This window comes from Flavobacterium hiemivividum (genome assembly GCF_004349145.1).
Taxonomy (GTDB): domain Bacteria; phylum Bacteroidota; class Bacteroidia; order Flavobacteriales; family Flavobacteriaceae; genus Flavobacterium; species Flavobacterium hiemivividum.
Genome location: NZ_SMFO01000001.1, coordinates 37272 through 54360, shown reverse-complemented (window position 1 = coordinate 54360; position 17089 = coordinate 37272). Strand labels below are relative to the sequence as shown.

Here is a 17089-nt window from a genome sequence, read left to right as displayed (position 1 = left end):
ACGAAGTTTAAAACATATCGGTGAAAAATTATTCTGTCAAACAATATCAAGTTAACGATTCTAATAATTGGAATGCTTTTATTAGCAAGGCCAAAAATGCTACATTTCTTTTTCATAGGGAGTTTATGGAATACCATAAGGAGCGTTTTCAAGATTTTTCATTATTGATTTTTGAACAAGAGAAACTATTGGCGGTAATCCCTGCAAACCGTGTTGGAGATACTATGTATTCTCATCAAGGTTTGACCTATGGCGGAATAGTATATTCGCCTAAAATTACGGGTGAAAAAGTAGCCGCTATTATAGATTCTCTGCTAGCGTACCTTAAGGAAAAAGGGATACAGTTTTTTTATTTCAAACCCATTCCTTCATTTTATGCTTATGGAGGAAATCATGAAATAGATTTTTTTTTAATTAAAAAAGGGGCGCTTCTAGATAAAAAAGAAATGAATATGGCTATAAATCTAGCAATGCCGTTAACAATTTCAAAAAGCAAACTGAAGCATTTTAGAAAAATAGAAGATCTCGATTTAGAAATAGTCGAAGAAGACCAATTAGATTCTTTTTGGAAGCTGGTTTTGGAACCAAGACTAAAAGAGAAATATGATGCTAAACCAGTTCATACGCTACAAGAAATCACAAAATTAAAAGAAAAATTCCCTAACAATATCAAACAGTTTTCTGTTTACTGTAACGATGAAATTATTGCAGGAATTACAATTTTCGAAACCGATAAAGTGGTGAAATCACAATATGGAGCCACCACTAAAAAAGGCGAAGAGTTGCGTGCACTAGATTTTTTATTTATTAATTTAATAAAAAAATACAAGCGAGAAGACAAACTTTTTTTTGATATGGGAATTGTAAATGATAGCAATGAAAAGGGATATCATGCCGGACTTTTAAAACAAAAGGAAGAATTGGGATGCTCTGTTTACAGTCAGGATTTTTATAAAATGAATCTTATATGATACCATTTTTAGATTTGAAAAAACTAAATGCGCCTTATGAAATTGCTTTTCAAGAGAAATTGAGTAACGTTTTAGAAAACGGCTGGTATATTTTAGGAGCAGAAGTCAAAGCTTTTGAAAATAATTTCGCCCGTTATTGTGGTAGTAAATACTGCATTGGAGTCGGGAATGGTTTTGATGCTCTAGTTTTGATTTTTAAAGGCTACATTCAGTTAGGTAGATTACAAAAAGGGGACGAAGTAATCGTTCCCGCTAATACTTATATCGCGAGTATTCTTGCAATTTTAGAGGCTAATTTAGTTCCGATTTTGATCGAGCCAAGAATTTCAACTTTTAATATTAACCCTGATTTAATCGAAGAAAAAATCACCTCCAAAACGAAAGCGATTTTGGTAGTTCACTTGTACGGACAATTAGCCGAAATGGAAGCTGTAAATACTATTGCGTTTGCAAACGATTTCTTGGTAATTGAAGATGCGGCTCAGTCGCATGGAGCGATCAGCAATCAGCAATCAATAATCGAAAATCAAAAATCAAGCGTAGCGTACAGTTTTTATCCAGGGAAAAATCTGGGAGCATTGGGAGATGGTGGAGCAGTTGTTACAAATGATTCAGAATTAAATAAAGTCATTCGGTCTCTTCGTAATTATGGTTCTGAAACCAAGTATTACAACGATTATACGGGCGTAAATTCAAGATTAGACGAGTTGCAAGCTGCTTTTTTGAATGTGAAATTACCGCAATTAGATTCAGAAAATGAAAAGAGAAGGATCATCTCAAGAAGGTATTTAGCAGAAATTAAAAATGAAAAAATACTATTGCCTGAATGGGATTTTTCAAACAATCATGTTTTTCATTTGTTTGTTATTCGAACTGAGAATAGAGTGGAACTACAAGAATATTTATATCAAAATGGAATACAGACTGTGATTCATTACCCAGTACCGCCACACAAACAAAAGGCATTGTCTGATTTTAATAAACTATGTTTTCCTATTACTGAAAAGATTCATGATACCGTGTTGAGCTTGCCTATTAGTCCCGTTTTGACCGCTGACGAAGTGACTTTTATTATCGCTATTTTAAATAAATATTGATTTGGAAGTATTGAAAAAAATATACCAGTCTCAGTTGTTTAAAATTAGTTCTTTAAATAGCTTAAGTATTATATTAAAAATAGGAATTGGTTTAGTTACGTCTAAATTGTTGGCAGTTTTTGTTGGGCCAAGTGGTATGGCTTTAGTTGGGAATCTCAGAAACTTCATGACTTCATTGGAAAGTGTTTCAACTTTAGGTTTTCAAAACGGAATCGTAAAATATGTTGCCGAAACTAAAGAAGATAAGTCGCAACTCCAAAAAATATTATCCACTGTTTTTATAAGTTTAGTTGTCATCGCTGTCTTTTTAAGCGGTGTTTTATTTTTGTTTGCCGCATTTTGGAACCAAGAAATATTTGGAAACCATTGTCAATATCATTCGGTTTTCAAGGTTTTGGGTTTGGCATTGCCATGGTATGTCATTTCCATATTTTTAATTTCGGTACTCAATGGTTTGGGTAGCTTTAAGAAAGTGATCTGGATTAACAGTATCGGAAACGCGATTGGATTAGTTATTTCAATAGTTCTAATTTTAGAATACAGAACATTCGGGGCATTATTAGCGATTGTTTTTTCTCCGGCTTTATTGTTTTTGGTTAGTTTCTATTTTGTAAACAAAGAAATAAATATTTTTAACACAATCAGCCGTACTGCTTTTGATTTTGAAATTATAAAGAATTTATCATCTTATTCCCTTATGGCATTGGTTTCGTCCGTCATAGGTCCTCTAGTTTTTCTTTCGATACGAAATAATATAATTCAAACACTCGATTACAGTCAAGCGGGTTATTGGGAAACTATGACAAGAATTTCAACCTATTATATGCTTTTTGTTTCGACTATTTTGACTGTTTATTTCTTACCAAAGTTGGCTGTAGCCAAAGACAATCAGGGTACAAAAAACGTTTTTTGGAGCTACTACAAAGGGATTTTACCCGTTTTTATTTTGGGAGTTACGGCTGTTTATTTCTTACGCTTTTATATTGTAAAATTACTTTTTACAGCCGAATTTTTACCGGTAAGTAGTTTGTTCTTTTGGCAATTAGTAGGGGATGTGTTAAAAGTATCTTCCTTAATTTTGGGCTATCAATTTTTTGCCAAAAAACTTACTGTAGCATTTATTATTACGGAGTTACTATCTCTATCAATTATCTATTTCTCCAGCGTATTCCTAGTTTCAATTTATGGACTAGAAGGAGTTGTGATGGCGCATGCATTGACTTATTTTGTGTATTTAATAATGCTTGCGGTTTATTTTAGGAAAAGCTTATTTTAAGTGGATTTCCAAGTTTTTTCATACTTTTTTGCAATCTCGATATAGTCATGCTCCTTTTCTATAAATGCTCTGGTACGCTTGCCAATTGCGATAATTTCGCCTGGGTTTTCAATTAAAAAAGAGAGCTCGTTTACCAGATAATCGACATCCGAGATGGCATTAATAGCTACTTTTTCGGTTAGTTTATAGTGAGATACGAATTGCTGTTCTGCTCCTGTGAAAACCACTTTCCCTTTAGCCATTGCTTCTAATGCATTATATCCTTGGTCATTTCCATAGGTTTGATCTAGCAGAATATGCGCTTTATTATAGCAATTGATGTATGTCGCATAAGGAACATCGTGGGTGGTAATTATTTCGACTTTCTTACCGTATTTCGCTTCTATTATTTCCAATGCTTTTTCGAAATAATCATTTCCTTTTTTATAATAATTAGCTTGGTTGATTCCGTGAAACAGGATGATTTTAGCTTCTATTTCTAATGGTTTAAATTCTATTTTGGAGGTGTTGATTGGATTAGGAATCAATCCTAAGTATTTGGTGTTTTGAAGCAATGGAAAATGATAATCCATGTCAGACGCGATAATACCTTTAATGTTCGAATAAATAAACTGATGGAGTTTATTAAATGATTTTGTTCTGAATTTTAAAACGTTTTGAAAATCCTTGGTCTTGATTCGGCCTTGTAAATAGGCTTGCACTACCGATTTGTATTCAGGATTTTCAAAACAATATTTCACATTTAAAAAGTCGTAACCAGAGGACAATAAGAAAACTTTTGAGTTGTTTTGAAAGAGGAATTTCAGGATTCTTTTTTCATAATAATAGCTACAATAAAAACTGTTTTCGTTGATAAGTTGTACTGCGTCAAATCTGGTGAACTGATTTCGATACTTTTTAAATTGGCGGTACGTTAAATAGGAACTGATGTCGAAACCAGAGAGCAAGTGAATTCCAACTTTTAATTTTTTTAAAAAACCACTGTCCCATTTTTTTGTGATTGGATAATCAATTGGATAATTCTTGAAACCGTCTTGATGTCCTACGATTGAAACCTCGTGACCCAATTCCTGTAAGCCTTCTTTGAGGGAGTTGTGTAACCTACTAAATTCGCCAACAAGTAAAACTTTCATTTCTATGTATATTTGACAAATATATTTACTTTTAGACAGGAATGATAAAAAACAAAAATAAAGTCGCGATAATTTCGACCTCCTTAGGAAATGGAGGAGCGGAAAAATTTGCATCGTTGTTGAGTTTTATGTTAGAGAATTTAAATATTGAAGTACATAATATCATTATCAATGACGGCATTGACTTTGAATCTGGTGGAGCGTTATTAAATTTAGGTATTGATGGCGAAAGTAGGTTTCCGTTTTTTAAGAAAATAAAAAAAGGATTTCTTTTAAATCAGTATTTAAAGGAGAAGCAGATCGATGTTGTCATAGACAATAGATCCAGAAATAATTTGGCTCGGGAATTAATTACCAATTGGATTTATGGAAATCGAAAAAAGATAGCTGTTGTTCACAGTTTTAAATTAGACAACTACTTTCCAAAGTCGGTATTTTGGTCTCAATTTTTGTATCGAAAGACAGATAAAATAATATGTGTTTCAAATGCTATTGAAAAGGAGATCCAACTAAAATTTAATTTAAAGAATACCACGACAATTTACAATTCGTATGATTTTTCGAGGTCAAAGATTAGAAAGCAAGTTGTAAATGCTGAAGATTACATCTTGTATTTTGGGCGATTGGATGATAAAGTAAAGAATTTCAATCTAATGCTAGAAGCTTTTTCTATTTCCAAATTGTTTGAGCAGGGAATAAAATTAGTGCTTATGGGAGATGGCCCAGATTTAAATACAATAGAAGATTCGATTAAAACATTTCAATTGGAAAGACATGTGGCAATTCTACCTTTTACCAGCAATCCGTTTGATATTGTTCAGCAAGCTAAATTTACGTTATTAACGAGTCGTTACGAAGGTTTTCCAATGTCGATTGTGGAGTCTTTGGCTCTGGGAACACCTGTTGTTGCAGTTGATTGTCAATCAGGTCCACGAGAAATAGTAATCGATGAATACAATGGATTATTGGTGGAGAATTATAATGTTAAAAACCTCGCTTCTGCCTTTAAACGCATGTTTGCAGATCAGGATTTATATACTTTTTGTAAAGATAATGCAGTCAAAAGCGTAGCACATTTATCTATAGAGACAATTTCAAAACAATGGGAAACCATTTTAAGTTAAAATAATGACAACTAATAATAACGTTCAATTTATAGAAATCCCAAAGATTAAAGACCGCAGAGGAAATTTATCTGTAGTGGAAGGTGACACTATTCCTTTTGAATCTAAAAGAGTGTATTATTTATATGATGTGCCTAGTGGAAGTAAACGAGGAGGTCATTGTCATATTAAGCAGCAGGAATTTCTAATTGCGTTAAGCGGGAGCTTTGATGTAGTTTTGAAAGATGGAAAGTCAAAGAAAGTGATGACGCTAAATAAACCGAATGTTGGCCTATTGATTGTGGATGGAATTTGGAGAGAATTGGAGAACTTTTCCTCGGGAGCAGTTTGTTTAGTTATGGCTTCGGCCGAGTTTGACGAAAATGATTATATCCGTGATTTTAAAGAATTCAAATTATTTAAAAACCGATGAGCCAACGCCATTATTGGTTAAAGCTGTTTTGGTAGCAATTAGCAGTTTCAAAATAAAAGCGGGAAGTAGTAGTAATACTCTTTTTTTTAAGGCTAATTTTTTTAGGTCAATATCATTATAACAATTCTCGAATAGACTTTTATTTCCTGCTATTTTGTGTTTTATAGCTAGTGAAAACCGATTCAAATCAAGGAATTTTTTTAGTTCGGGATTTGTTTTTTCGTTTTCTGCGAATTTTGAAAAATCGACTTTTGTATCTAAATAATTTTTGTTTTTCGAAAGACTATTTTCATCATAAACATATCGTGCCAATATCTTCCAAATAAACAGAACATCGTACTTTAACCCAATGCGAATCCACATATCAGTGTCTTGGCCACTTTTTATTTGTGTGTCAAAAACTCCAACATCTTCGAAAATAGATTTGTTAAAAACAGCGCAGGAAGTGCATATCACGGTTTCCTTTGTGCTGGCAGAAAAATAATTTACAATTTCGAAATCTCCAGTTTTTTTTATGGAATAGTGTGCTGGAAAAATAGTTTTGGAAGTTTCGATTTCGATCGCAGCCGAAAACACTTTTATGTCAGGAAAGCGATTGACTTTCTCGAATATTTCCTCTAAAAATGTTGGATACCAATAATCATCTGCATCTATAAAGCTAATGTAATTGGACTGCGCTTTCTCTATTCCGTAATTTCTTGCTGCTGATGCGCCTGCATTATCTTTGGTAAAAAAGCGTATTCTAGCATCGTCAAATTTCGTAATTATTTGCGCACTATTGTCAGTCGAGCCGTCATTTACAATGATAACTTCAAAGTCAGTGTAGCTTTGATTCAAGACACTTTTTAGCGTGGCTTCGATGAAAAGTTCTTTATTGAATAGTGGAATTATGACCGAAAAGAATGGCATTTATTTTCTTTTTAAGAAACAAAAATAACCTATTTTGTAGATGTCAAACGCAATTAGAGACGGTTTTTTTGAAGTGAGGTTTTCTTCCAACTTTATTTGAAATCGCTGGAATAATTTTGAAACCAAGGAAACCAACTTTAATAAAGAAAGAGTTTTATACAATTGAATTATTTTGCTTTCGGCGGTGATTTTAGAATTGTCATTAGAAAGCAACGAAAGTGTTTGTATCGCTATTTTAGTTTTCGATAAAAAAACCTTAGATGTTTCTAAATTGAGATGAAAAACGGGGTTTTCAATGTGCTGAATGGAGATTTTTCTATGTTTTAAAGTCGTAATAAAAGAATAATCTTCATAGCCGTAGCTGTTGATTTTTTCGTCAAACATGATCGATTCAAACGTAGATTTCTCAATCAGGAAATTAGAAACAAATGTGGTTGCGTATGGATTGTTTTTTCTGTCAACTAAAGGGATAGCTTCGCGATTCCTGCCATAGGTCCAACGTAATAATTTCTCGTCAGTTGGACTTTCTTTGGCGTAAAGCAAGCCTCCAAAAAAAGCTTTTTCTGCGTTCGATTGAATTTGGTAGCAGTAATTAGAAATAAAACTATCGCTTTCAGGAAAGGTGTCACAGTCCAAAAAAAGCAACCATTTTAGTTTAGATTTAGTCGCTAATAAATTCCGAATTGCGCTTCTTCCAATGTTTTTAGGCAATTCAATATAGGTACAATTTGATAAAAATGGAATTGGACTGTTGTTCGAATGATGCTCTTGTGAAGCATCATCAATACAAATAATTTCAAATTTAATCTTGGATACTACACATTGCTCATGCAATTCTTTCACTAAAGGAAAAGCATTGAAATTGTAGATTGGAATTAATATGGAAAGCATTACACTGTTCTCTGAACCACTTCAAATATTTTAGTGTCTTCGCATTTTAATGTTTTCGATGGGAATTTCATTAACAAGGCATAATCATGAGTCGCCATAATTACCGTTTTTCCGTTGGCATTGATTTTTCTCAAAACCTCCATTACTTCAGCACTTGTTTGTGGATCTAGATTTCCAGTTGGCTCATCGGCAAGGATAAGTTCGGGGTCATTTAGTAAAGCTCTGGCAATGGCAACACGTTGTTGTTCTCCACCAGAAATTTGATGTGGCATTTTACCAGCATAATCTTTCATGCCAACTTTGTCTAATACCTCGTCGATTTTTCTATCCATTTCATCTTTAACGGTCCAGCCTGTAGCTTTCAGTACAAATAACATATTGTCTTTAATAGTGCGGTCTGGTAGTAATTTGAAATCCTGAAATACAATCCCTATCTTTCTTCTCAAAAACGGAATGTCATTTTCTTTTAAGGTCGCTAAATCAAAATCTACAATATGTGCTTCGCCTTCTGTCAACGGTAAATCAGCATAAAGTGTTTTCATAAAACTACTTTTTCCTGATCCTGTTTTTCCAATGATGTATAAAAATTCACCACGGTTTACTTCCAAATTAATATTCGATAAAATCACTTTATCTTCTTGATTAATCGTTACGTTTTTTAAAGACAGTATAGCTTGAGACATATTTAGCGTTTGTTTATTGGGTAAAAGTAATAAGATAACGGTTGTATTCAAAATTAATTTCATGTATTAAGATGGATTCGCTCCATTAAGAATTTGAAAACGTCTATTGTTAGACGAAGGAATCCAAAAAGCGGCTGTTTTTTGATTTTTAAGAATGATGATTACGGATAGCTAAGTGCCTAAAATGGTATTGTTAAAACATTTGTTCATAATAAAACCGAAAAGGCAATCGTTATAGACCATAGAAAATGATACATTTGAATATTAAAAAATAAAATAAAATGCGTAAACATTCTTGGTTTCTCTTTTTACTGGTTTTTGTTGTGACTTTTACTGTTTCGGCACAAAAATCAACAATATATACCCACGATTTAAAAGATTTTAATAGAGCACTTTCGTTGTTTAACGACGGTCAGTTTGCCTCTGCTCAAATTATTTTTGAGAAAGTAAAAGCGGATACCAATGACGAGGAACTAAAATCAGATTGTTCTTATTATGACGCAACTTGCGCGATTCGTATGGATCAGCCTAATGCTGATATGCTTATGGAGCGTTTTGTTTCAGACTATCCAACAAGTGCTAAGAGCAATCAGGCATTTATAGAAGTGGCTCATTATTACTTTGGTCAAGGAAACTATTCTCAAGCATTAGTATGGTTTGAAAAGGTAAATGAAAGCCAATTGAGCTCTAGCGATAGGGATAAGTTTAATTTCCAAAAAGGATATAGTTTTTTCAGTGCCAAAAATAAAAAGGAGGCTACCGTATATTTGAATAAAGTAGTGGATTCTCCAGAGTATGGATCGCAAGCCAAATATTATTTAGGATTTATGGCTTATGAGGGGGATGATTATAAAGAAGCTAATAAATATTTTGATGCGGTTTCTGGCGAAGAAAAATACAAAGAAAAGCTTTCGTATTACCAATCCGACATGAATTTTAAACTGGGTAATTTTCAAAAAGCAATTGATTTAGGCGAAAAAGCCATGGCAAAATCGACCGCGATTGAAAAATCAGAGCTTAATAAGATTATTGGGGAAAGTTATTTTAATCTAAAAAAATACGATCAAGCAATTCCTTATTTATCAGCTTACAAAGGAAAAAAAGGCCGATGGAATAATACTGATTTTTACCAGTTGGGTTATGCTCATTACAAGCAAAATGATTTTGAAAATGCGATTTCGCAATTCAATAAAATCATAAACGGAAAAGATTTTGTAGCGCAAAATGCCTATTATCATTTAGGAGAGAGTTACTTGAAATTAGACAAAAAGCAAGAAGCTTTGAATGCTTTTAAAAACGCTTCCGAAATGTCATTTGACACTTCGATTCAAGAAGATGCTAGTTTAAATTACGCCAAATTAAGTTATGAAATAGGGAATTCGTACCAAAGCGTTCCTGCAGTATTACTTGGTTTTATAAAAAAATATCCTAATAATGCCAACCGTTCTGTAGTAGAAAAATTGCTAATTGACTCTTATATCTCTTCGAAAAATTACAAGGAAGCATTGGTTTTATTGGAAAAAAATAAAAGCCCTGAGAATAAAGTAGCGTACCAAAAAGTTACTTTTTATAGAGGATTAGAATTATATGCTGACAGAGAATATCAAGAAGCATTAAAAATGTTTAAGAAATCGCTCGACGGACAAATAGAAGCTGATATCACGGCAAGAACTACTTTCTGGAAAGCAGAAACTGAATATGTTTTGGCTGATTATAAAAATGCACTATTGAGTTTCAAACAATTTGCAAGTTCGTCTCGTGCTTCATCTACACCAGAATATAAAAATATTAATTACAACATTGCCTACACTCATTTTAAGCTGAAGGAATACGATCAAGCGGCTACTTACTTTCAAAACCATATAGAAGCATCAAAAAGCGATAAAGTGCGATTGACTGATTCTTATTTGAGATTAGGAGATTGTCAATTTGCAACTTCAAAATATTGGCCTGCAATGGAGGCATACAATAAAGTAATAGAGCTTAAAGGTGTTGATGCAGATTATGCCTTTTTTCAAAAAGCAATTTGTTATGGTTTTGTTGCCAAAAACGACAGAAAAATCGAGGAGTTAAATTCTTTTATACAGACGTATCCAAAGTCAAATTACAGAGATGATGCCCTGTACGAACTAGCAAATACTTATGTTGCTAGTAGCAAACAAGATTTAGCGTTGAAAACATTTGATCGTTTAATTACTGAATTTAAAAATGGATCTTTCACGGCGAAATCAATTTTGCGTCAAGGTTTAATTTACTACAATTCAGATCGAAATGCAGATGCTTTAACGAAATTTAAAAAAGTAGCGGCTGATTTCCCTAAAACTCCAGAGGCGCTTGAGGCGGTTTCAACTGCAAGGTTGATTTATGTAGATGGTGGACGAGTGGATGAATATGCTACTTGGGTACGAACTTTAGATTTTGTTACGGTTACTGATGCCGATTTAGATAATGATACTTTTGAATCAGCGCGCAAGCAATTTGAGCAAAACAATAATAAAGAGGCTATATCTGGATTTCTGGCTTACGTTGAAAGTTTTCCTAGGGGAATGCACTCTTTACAGGCTAACTTTTATTTGGCTCAAGCCTACTTCGCAGAAGGATTGCAAACTAAATCAATTCCTAATTATGAGTACGTAGTAGCGCAGCCGCGAAGTGAATTTACGGAACAATCCTTAGCGCGTTTGTCTCAAGTTTTATTAAAAAACAATGACAATGGAAAAGCGATTCCAGTGTTACTTCGATTAGAGAATGAAGCTGAATTTCCGCAAAATAAAGTGTTTGCACAATCAAATTTGATGAAATGTTATTATGATCAAAAAGACTACTCGAACTCGGTTATATACGCTGATAAAGTTTTGAGTAATGCAAAAACAGATGATAATGTAAAAAGTGATGCGCAGATTATTATTGCTCGTTCGGCTATGCAAACCGGAGATGAATCGAAAGCGAGATCAGGATATGCTAAATTGCTTACGATTGCAAAAGGAGAATTAGCGGCAGAAGCTTTGTATTATGATGCTTATTTTAAAAATAAAGACAGAAAGTTTGAAGCTTCAAATACAGCGGTTCAAAAATTAGCAAAAGATTATTCAGGTTACAGGTATTTTGGTGCCAAAGGTTTAGTTTTAATGGCTAAGAATTTCTACGGATTGAAAGATAGTTTTCAAGCGACTTATATTTTAGACAATGTAATTGAAAACTTCACTGATTATCCAGATGTGCTAACTGAAGCGAAAAAAGAATTAGCTGCCATCAAAACAGAAGAGTCTAAAACAAATTCATCGATTAGCAATTAATAAACTAAGTAGAGTAAGGACAACGTACAAACAAGGATTGTAGTTAACAACTGTGTTCGTTTTTTAGCGCTTGATTTTCCTTTAAAAAAATAAAAAAATATGAAATTCAATTTCCAAAATAAAATAATAATTGCTTTTTTACTTCTGGTGTTTCAAGTTTCGTTTGCCCAAAAGAAAGAAGAAAATATAGGTTCTGAGGTAGTAAATGTGGTGAAGCCTTATACGGCGGCAATATCAGATGCTTTCAAGGTTCAGGAAAGTCCGGTTCTTGACGATGATGGAAACGCTAAAAAAGAAACAATTAAATATTCCATTTTTTCTTTTCCTGTAGCTTCTACTTTTGCACCTTCCAAAGGGAAAGCAGAAGTTGTGGACAAGGCAAAACAAGAACATTTGTATAACAATTATGCTACGCTTGGTTTTGGGAATTACAGAACTTTAAATGCTGAATTGTTTGTCAACCAAGAACTAAATGATAATGACTACGTAGGTGGAATGTTTCGTCACCTTTCCTCTCAAGGCGGAATAAGCAGTGTAGAGCTAGACGATCGATTTTATGATTCGTCAATTGATTTGACGTATGGATCTAATTATGGTGACATGTCCTGGAATGTGGACTTAGGTTATAAAAACCAAATCTATAACTGGTATGGATTACCAATGAATTTTGGAAATACGCTAACTCCGTCTGACAGGTCTAATTTGGTATTTGGAATTAATCCTCAACATACTTTTAATACCCTTTCCTTTGGTGGAAAGATTGATTTTAACGAAAGTATCTTTAATGAAGCTACTATGAAATTCAATCGTTTTACAGATGCTTTAGGTTCTGCTGAAAATAGATTTTATATCAAGCCTTCTTTGAAATTTGATGTGATGGACGAGTCAATTAAAACGGATATAACGGTTGATTATGTAGGCGGAAGTTTCGAAAATAATTATTTAAAAACTAATGCACAACCTATAAAATATGGCTATACAAACTTTGGAATATCGCCTAGTTTTGTAATGCAAAAGGAAGATTGGACTTTAAACATTGGTGCTTCCATATTCTATAGTTTAGACAATGAAAACAGCAATAATCAAATTTATTTATATCCACAGTTTAATGCTTCTTATAAGGTTGTTGGAGACTTAATGATTTTTTATGCTGGTGCCGAAGGGAAATTAGAGCAAAACTCTTATATGGATTTTGCCAATGAAAATCTATATGTATCACCTACCTTAAATATTACACCTTCAGACACGCAATATGATGTTTTTGCGGGTTTAAAAGGAAAGATAGTGAACAATGTGAGCTATAATATTCGTGGTTCTTATATAAACGAAAGAAATAAAGCCTTGTTTAGAAGTAATGATTATAATGAAAGCACTGCAAACGAAGATTATGCATATGGGAACTCCTTTCAAGTCGTTTATGATGACATGACAACATTGAGTTTCTCAGGAGATTTAAAAGCTAATTTTTCTGATGATGTGACTTTTGGAATCAGTGGATCTTTTAGTAGTTTCTCTAATGATTTTGAAAGAGAAGCTTGGAATTTACCAACGGTTAAAGTAAATTCTACTATTGATTTTAATATTACTCCAAAATGGTTTGCTGGAGCAGCTGTTTTTTATGTAGGAGAACGTAAAGATATGCAAATGAATACTGCTTTTGCAGCAAGTTCAAATCCAATTACTTTAGATAGTTATTTTGATGTAAATGCGCATCTAGGCTATAAATACAACAGTCAACTGACAGGATTTGTGAGAGCAAACAATATAACAAATAATGGCTACCAACAATGGTTAAATTACCCAGTTCAGAGCTTTCAAATTGTGGTAGGAGCCAACTATAAATTTGATTTTTAAGAGTAGCTAGAGAGCGAATTATTATATTGAGATTGAATCTGTCTTATAAAGAATAAACCAAAAAAAAATGAGGCTATCCGTAAAAGATGGCCTCATTTTTTTATTACTAAACGACTTATTATTTAGTGAAAGGTATTGCAGCTCTCATTTTGTCCCATCCCATATTAAGGTTAGCGCCATTAGCTGTTTCGGTAAAAACCATAGAAAATGATTCAAGAGATTCGTCAGCTTCTGTTAGAGGAACAGTTAATCTTGCAACATCATTTTCTACTTTATAGAAATAAGCTCCCCAAACGTTTAGATCTTTGCTTAGGATTACCGTTAATTCATTATCACCTGGAATAGTAACTAAACTATAGGTCCCAGCTTTAATTTTAGTTTTCCCTAAATTCATATCGGTATAAAATGTGATTTCAGGTGCTTCGTTAGCGCCGGTTCTCCAAACTTTTCCTGAAGGAGCTAATTCACTTAACGCACGTCCGTTTAGTTGAGGTCTACTGTAAGTTATTTTTACAAGTTTGTTGGCATTTTTATAGTCGGTGGGATAGGAAGCCATATCCATTGGACTTTTATCAACGTTAGGGAATTTTTGCGCATTCGCATTTGCTGATAGCAACGTCATAAAGGCAAAAGTAACAGTAGTAATCAAGGTCGATTTTTTCATAATTCGAGTTATAAAGGTTTAATTGTTAAAAATAGTTATTGTTTAATTGTAAAGTTAAAAATTCCTGTTAAAAGTCAATGCGAATCGGGAAAAGGATTCAGAAAAAAGTTGTTGGACTCTAGAATAATAACATAACTTTGGTAGCTATTATCGAAATGGAAATAGTGGTCATCACTTGACAGCTGCCGAAATCATTTGGATTTTTCCTATTTTAAAATAAAAATTATGACTTTCAAACAAAAGATATACCAGTATTACGTTCAACTGGTTCAAGATAGAATTGATGTGTTTAGAGATATGATTGTGGCACTTACCGAAGATTCTAAGAACGATGCCAAAGGTTCCGCTGGTGATAAACACGAAACAGCGTTATCGATGATGCATATCGAACAGGAAAAGCTGAATAATAAACTACGTGAAGTAGTTACACAAAAAGCGGTCTTGGATAAAATTGATCCTTCAAAAGTTGCCGCAACTATAATAGTAGGTAGTTTAGTTAAGGCTAATGGAATCTACTTATATCTCAGTTTAGCATTGCCAAAAATTAATATAGAAGGAGTAAATGTTATTGCCTTATCTCCACAATCGCCATTGGGAAATAAACTAATGGGAAATACAGTGGGCTTTACATTTGAAATAAATGGAACTAAATATTTGATTGAAGAGATTGCTTAGAATATGGTTTTTGAATTGTGTTTAGTTGCTTAAGATCTCTTTATAGTTGTTTTAAGAGGCGATAAATTACTGTTTTCAACTTCGAAACTATTTCTAGTACTTTTTAGTTACATATTTTAAGTGAATTTTATTTTTTGGTTATTATTTATAACTAATTTAGTTATTTGTGTTTTGTATTTGTAACTGTAATTGCATCTTTGCCTTATCAAAATAAACAAAATAGTTAAAAATATATAGTTATGTGTGGAATCGTATGTGCCTTTGATCTAAAACAGAAAGCAGAAGTTTTAAGACCGCAAGTATTAGAAATGTCTAAAATTATTCGTCACCGTGGGCCAGACTGGAGCGGTATCTATAGCAATGAAAAAGCGATTATGTCTCATGAGCGTTTAGCAATTGTTGATCCAGCCTCAGGTAAACAACCTTTACTTAGTGAAGACGGTAAATTGATTTTGGCTGCAAATGGTGAGATTTACAACCACAGAGAATTGCGTAAACAATTTGAAGGGAAATATAACTTTAAAACAGAAAGTGACTGCGAAGTGATCCTTGCACTTTACAAAGAAAAAGGACCCCACTTTATTGATGAAATGAACGGAATCTTCGGATTTGCGATCTACGATGTTGATAAGGACGAGTATTTTGTAGCTCGTGACCATATGGGGATTATTCCTTTATATATAGGTTGGGATCAACACGGTACCTTTTATGTAGCTTCAGAATTAAAAGCGCTAGAAGGATACTGCACAAAAATCGAATTGTTTCCTCCAGGACACTATATGACGAGTAAAGATGGTGAGTTTGTACAATGGTACAAAAGAGAATGGACTGATTATGATGCTGTAAAAGACAATGAAACAAGTATTCCAGCTATTAAAGAAGCGTTAGAAGCAGCTGTTCATAGACAATTGATGAGTGACGTTCCTTACGGAGTATTGCTTTCAGGAGGATTAGATTCTTCGGTTACTTCGGCTATAGCCAAAAAATATGCGCAAAAACGTATTGAGTCTGGCGATGTTGCAGATGCTTGGTACCCACAATTACACTCTTTTTCAGTAGGATTAGAAGGTTCGCCAGATTTAGCTGCTGCTCAAATTGTAGCAGATCATATTGGAACTATTCACCACGAAATCAAGTTTACAATTCAAGAGGGTTTAGATGCGGTAAAAGACGTAATCTACAACTTAGAGACATATGATGTAACTACGATTAGAGCTTCGACTCCAATGTGGTTGATGGCGAGAGTGATCAAATCTATGGGAATAAAAATGGTATTGTCTGGTGAAGGTGCTGATGAACTTTTTGGAGGGTATTTATACTTCCATAAAGCGCCGAACGCTAGAGAATTTCACGAAGAGAATGTTCGAAAATTAGGAAAATTACATATGTACGACTGTTTAAGAGCCAACAAAAGTTTAGCGGCTTGGGGAATTGAAGGACGTGTGCCATTCCTAGATAAAGAATTTATGGATGTGGCAATGCGCATCAACCCGCAAGACAAGATGATCAACAAAGAACACCCAATGGAAAAATGGGTTGTGCGTAAAGCTTTTGAAGATATGTTGCCTGCAAGTGTAGCTTGGAGACAAAAAGAACAATTTAGTGATGGAGTAGGATACGGTTGGATTGATAAATTGAAAGAAGTTGTCGCTGTTGAGGTGACAGACGATCAATTAGCAAATGCTAAATTCCGTTTCCCATTACAGACACCTACATCTAAAGAAGAGTATTACTACCGTTCGATTTTTCATGAGCATTTTCCAAGTGATGCGGCGGCTTTATGTGTGCCTCAGGAAGCAAGTGTAGCATGTAGTACAAAAATTGCTTTAGAATGGGATGAAGCTTTCAAAAACATGAACGATCCATCTGGAAGAGCAGTTGCAAATGTTCATTCTGATGCTTATGCAAAAGCATAAATTCAAGATTATTTTATATATTATTTTTAATTAGTTAAGAAACGCTCTCATTTATGAGGGCGTTTTTTTTGTTTAATGTATGTTTTCAATTGCTTTTTTTCTTAGTTGGACGATATGAAATAGTTTAGTTTTATTCGAAAAATGTAATCTTGACTATTCAAGCGACCGCAAATAATGGGGCGTTGTTT

14 protein-coding genes are annotated in these 17089 nt (G+C 33.5%); 9 read left to right on the top strand and 5 right to left on the bottom strand.

Annotated elements, in window-relative coordinates; genetic code table 11:
- Nucleotides 1-20 precede the first annotated feature (20 nt).
- From E0F98_RS00215 to E0F98_RS00205, 3 genes are read left to right on the top strand one after another with little or no spacing between them, the layout of a single operon-like run.
- Nucleotides 21-971, top strand: a complete 951-nt coding sequence (locus tag E0F98_RS00215; protein ID WP_243699173.1) for a GNAT family N-acetyltransferase — start codon at nucleotides 21-23, stop codon at nucleotides 969-971.
- On the top strand, nucleotides 968-2068 hold the full coding sequence (locus tag E0F98_RS00210; RefSeq protein WP_132108057.1) for a DegT/DnrJ/EryC1/StrS family aminotransferase: 1101 nt from the start codon (nucleotides 968-970) through the stop codon (nucleotides 2066-2068). The genes E0F98_RS00215 and E0F98_RS00210 overlap by 4 nt, the downstream gene beginning before the upstream one ends.
- 1 nt (nucleotide 2069) lies before the next feature.
- Nucleotides 2070-3344, top strand: a complete 1275-nt coding sequence (locus E0F98_RS00205; RefSeq protein WP_243699172.1) for an O-antigen translocase — start codon at nucleotides 2070-2072, stop codon at nucleotides 3342-3344.
- On the opposite strand, the gene E0F98_RS00200 is transcribed toward E0F98_RS00205, so the two are convergent.
- The gene (locus tag E0F98_RS00200) at nucleotides 3341-4477 is read right to left on the bottom strand and encodes a glycosyltransferase (RefSeq protein ID WP_132108055.1); all 1137 of its coding nucleotides are present in this window, start codon (nucleotides 4475-4477) and stop codon (nucleotides 3341-3343) included. The genes E0F98_RS00205 and E0F98_RS00200 overlap by 4 nt on opposite strands.
- A gap of 41 nt (nucleotides 4478-4518) precedes the next feature.
- Between E0F98_RS00200 and E0F98_RS00195 the strand changes: the two genes are divergently transcribed.
- Nucleotides 4519-5601, top strand: coding sequence for a glycosyltransferase (locus E0F98_RS00195; protein WP_132108053.1), 1083 nt, complete (start codon nucleotides 4519-4521; stop codon nucleotides 5599-5601).
- A gap of 4 nt (nucleotides 5602-5605) precedes the next feature.
- Nucleotides 5606-6013 (top strand): sugar 3,4-ketoisomerase, encoded by a 408-nt coding sequence (locus tag E0F98_RS00190; RefSeq protein WP_132108051.1) that lies wholly within the window; start codon nucleotides 5606-5608, stop codon nucleotides 6011-6013.
- Here E0F98_RS00190 and E0F98_RS00185 read toward each other — a convergent pair.
- Genes E0F98_RS00185 through E0F98_RS00175 form a run of 3 tightly spaced genes read right to left on the bottom strand, consistent with a single transcriptional unit; the run spans nucleotide 5996 to nucleotide 8496 of the window.
- The gene (locus E0F98_RS00185; RefSeq protein ID WP_132108049.1) at nucleotides 5996-6922 is read right to left on the bottom strand and encodes a glycosyltransferase family 2 protein; all 927 of its coding nucleotides are present in this window, start codon (nucleotides 6920-6922) and stop codon (nucleotides 5996-5998) included. The two genes, E0F98_RS00190 and E0F98_RS00185, sit on opposite strands and share 18 nt — an antisense overlap.
- Nucleotides 6923-7813 (bottom strand): glycosyltransferase family 2 protein, encoded by an 891-nt coding sequence (locus tag E0F98_RS00180; protein ID WP_132108047.1) that lies wholly within the window; start codon nucleotides 7811-7813, stop codon nucleotides 6923-6925.
- Nucleotides 7813-8496: a cell division ATP-binding protein FtsE gene (locus E0F98_RS00175; protein ID WP_132109312.1), complete on the bottom strand. Its 684-nt coding sequence runs from the start codon at nucleotides 8494-8496 to the stop codon at nucleotides 7813-7815. Before E0F98_RS00175 ends, E0F98_RS00180 begins: the two co-directional genes overlap by 1 nt.
- Nucleotides 8497-8777: 281 nt before the next feature.
- On the opposite strand from E0F98_RS00175, the gene E0F98_RS00170 reads away from it, so the two are divergent.
- The gene (locus tag E0F98_RS00170; RefSeq protein ID WP_132108045.1) at nucleotides 8778-11792 is read left to right on the top strand and encodes a tetratricopeptide repeat protein; all 3015 of its coding nucleotides are present in this window, start codon (nucleotides 8778-8780) and stop codon (nucleotides 11790-11792) included.
- Between the two features lie 99 nt (nucleotides 11793-11891).
- Entirely contained in the window at nucleotides 11892-13646 is a 1755-nt protein-coding gene (locus E0F98_RS00165) for a TonB-dependent receptor (protein WP_132108043.1), read from the top strand.
- A gap of 118 nt (nucleotides 13647-13764) precedes the next feature.
- Here the strand turns inward: E0F98_RS00165 and E0F98_RS00160 are convergent, their stop codons facing one another.
- Nucleotides 13765-14310: a DUF2911 domain-containing protein gene (locus E0F98_RS00160; RefSeq protein ID WP_132108041.1), complete on the bottom strand. Its 546-nt coding sequence runs from the start codon at nucleotides 14308-14310 to the stop codon at nucleotides 13765-13767.
- Between the two features lie 225 nt (nucleotides 14311-14535).
- On the opposite strand from E0F98_RS00160, the gene E0F98_RS00155 reads away from it, so the two are divergent.
- Together E0F98_RS00155 and asnB are read left to right on the top strand one after the other, a co-directional pair.
- Entirely contained in the window at nucleotides 14536-14985 is a 450-nt protein-coding gene (locus E0F98_RS00155) for a hypothetical protein (RefSeq protein WP_132108040.1), read from the top strand.
- Nucleotides 14986-15224: 239 nt separating this feature from the next.
- Nucleotides 15225-16901: an asparagine synthase B gene (gene asnB, locus E0F98_RS00150; protein WP_132108039.1), complete on the top strand. Its 1677-nt coding sequence runs from the start codon at nucleotides 15225-15227 to the stop codon at nucleotides 16899-16901.
- The last annotated feature ends 188 nt before the right edge of the window (nucleotides 16902-17089 follow it).

Excerpts from the sequence above, each read along its gene's own strand:
- E0F98_RS00210 (WP_132108057.1), top strand. The coding sequence starts at position 968 with ATGATACCATTTTTAGATTTGAAAAAACTAAATGCGCCTTATGAAATT.
- E0F98_RS00200 (WP_132108055.1), bottom strand. The coding sequence starts at position 4,477 with ATGAAAGTTTTACTTGTTGGCGAATTTAGTAGGTTACACAACTCCCTC.
- E0F98_RS00195 (WP_132108053.1), top strand. The coding sequence starts at position 4,519 with ATGATAAAAAACAAAAATAAAGTCGCGATAATTTCGACCTCCTTAGGA.
- E0F98_RS00190 (WP_132108051.1), top strand. The coding sequence starts at position 5,606 with ATGACAACTAATAATAACGTTCAATTTATAGAAATCCCAAAGATTAAA.
- E0F98_RS00185 (WP_132108049.1), bottom strand. The coding sequence starts at position 6,922 with ATGCCATTCTTTTCGGTCATAATTCCACTATTCAATAAAGAACTTTTC.
- E0F98_RS00180 (WP_132108047.1), bottom strand. The coding sequence starts at position 7,813 with ATGCTTTCCATATTAATTCCAATCTACAATTTCAATGCTTTTCCTTTA.
- E0F98_RS00175 (WP_132109312.1), bottom strand. The coding sequence starts at position 8,496 with ATGTCTCAAGCTATACTGTCTTTAAAAAACGTAACGATTAATCAAGAA.
- E0F98_RS00170 (WP_132108045.1), top strand. The coding sequence starts at position 8,778 with ATGCGTAAACATTCTTGGTTTCTCTTTTTACTGGTTTTTGTTGTGACT.
- E0F98_RS00165 (WP_132108043.1), top strand. The coding sequence starts at position 11,892 with ATGAAATTCAATTTCCAAAATAAAATAATAATTGCTTTTTTACTTCTG.
- E0F98_RS00160 (WP_132108041.1), bottom strand. The coding sequence starts at position 14,310 with ATGAAAAAATCGACCTTGATTACTACTGTTACTTTTGCCTTTATGACG.
- E0F98_RS00155 (WP_132108040.1), top strand. The coding sequence starts at position 14,536 with ATGACTTTCAAACAAAAGATATACCAGTATTACGTTCAACTGGTTCAA.
- asnB (WP_132108039.1), top strand. The coding sequence starts at position 15,225 with ATGTGTGGAATCGTATGTGCCTTTGATCTAAAACAGAAAGCAGAAGTT.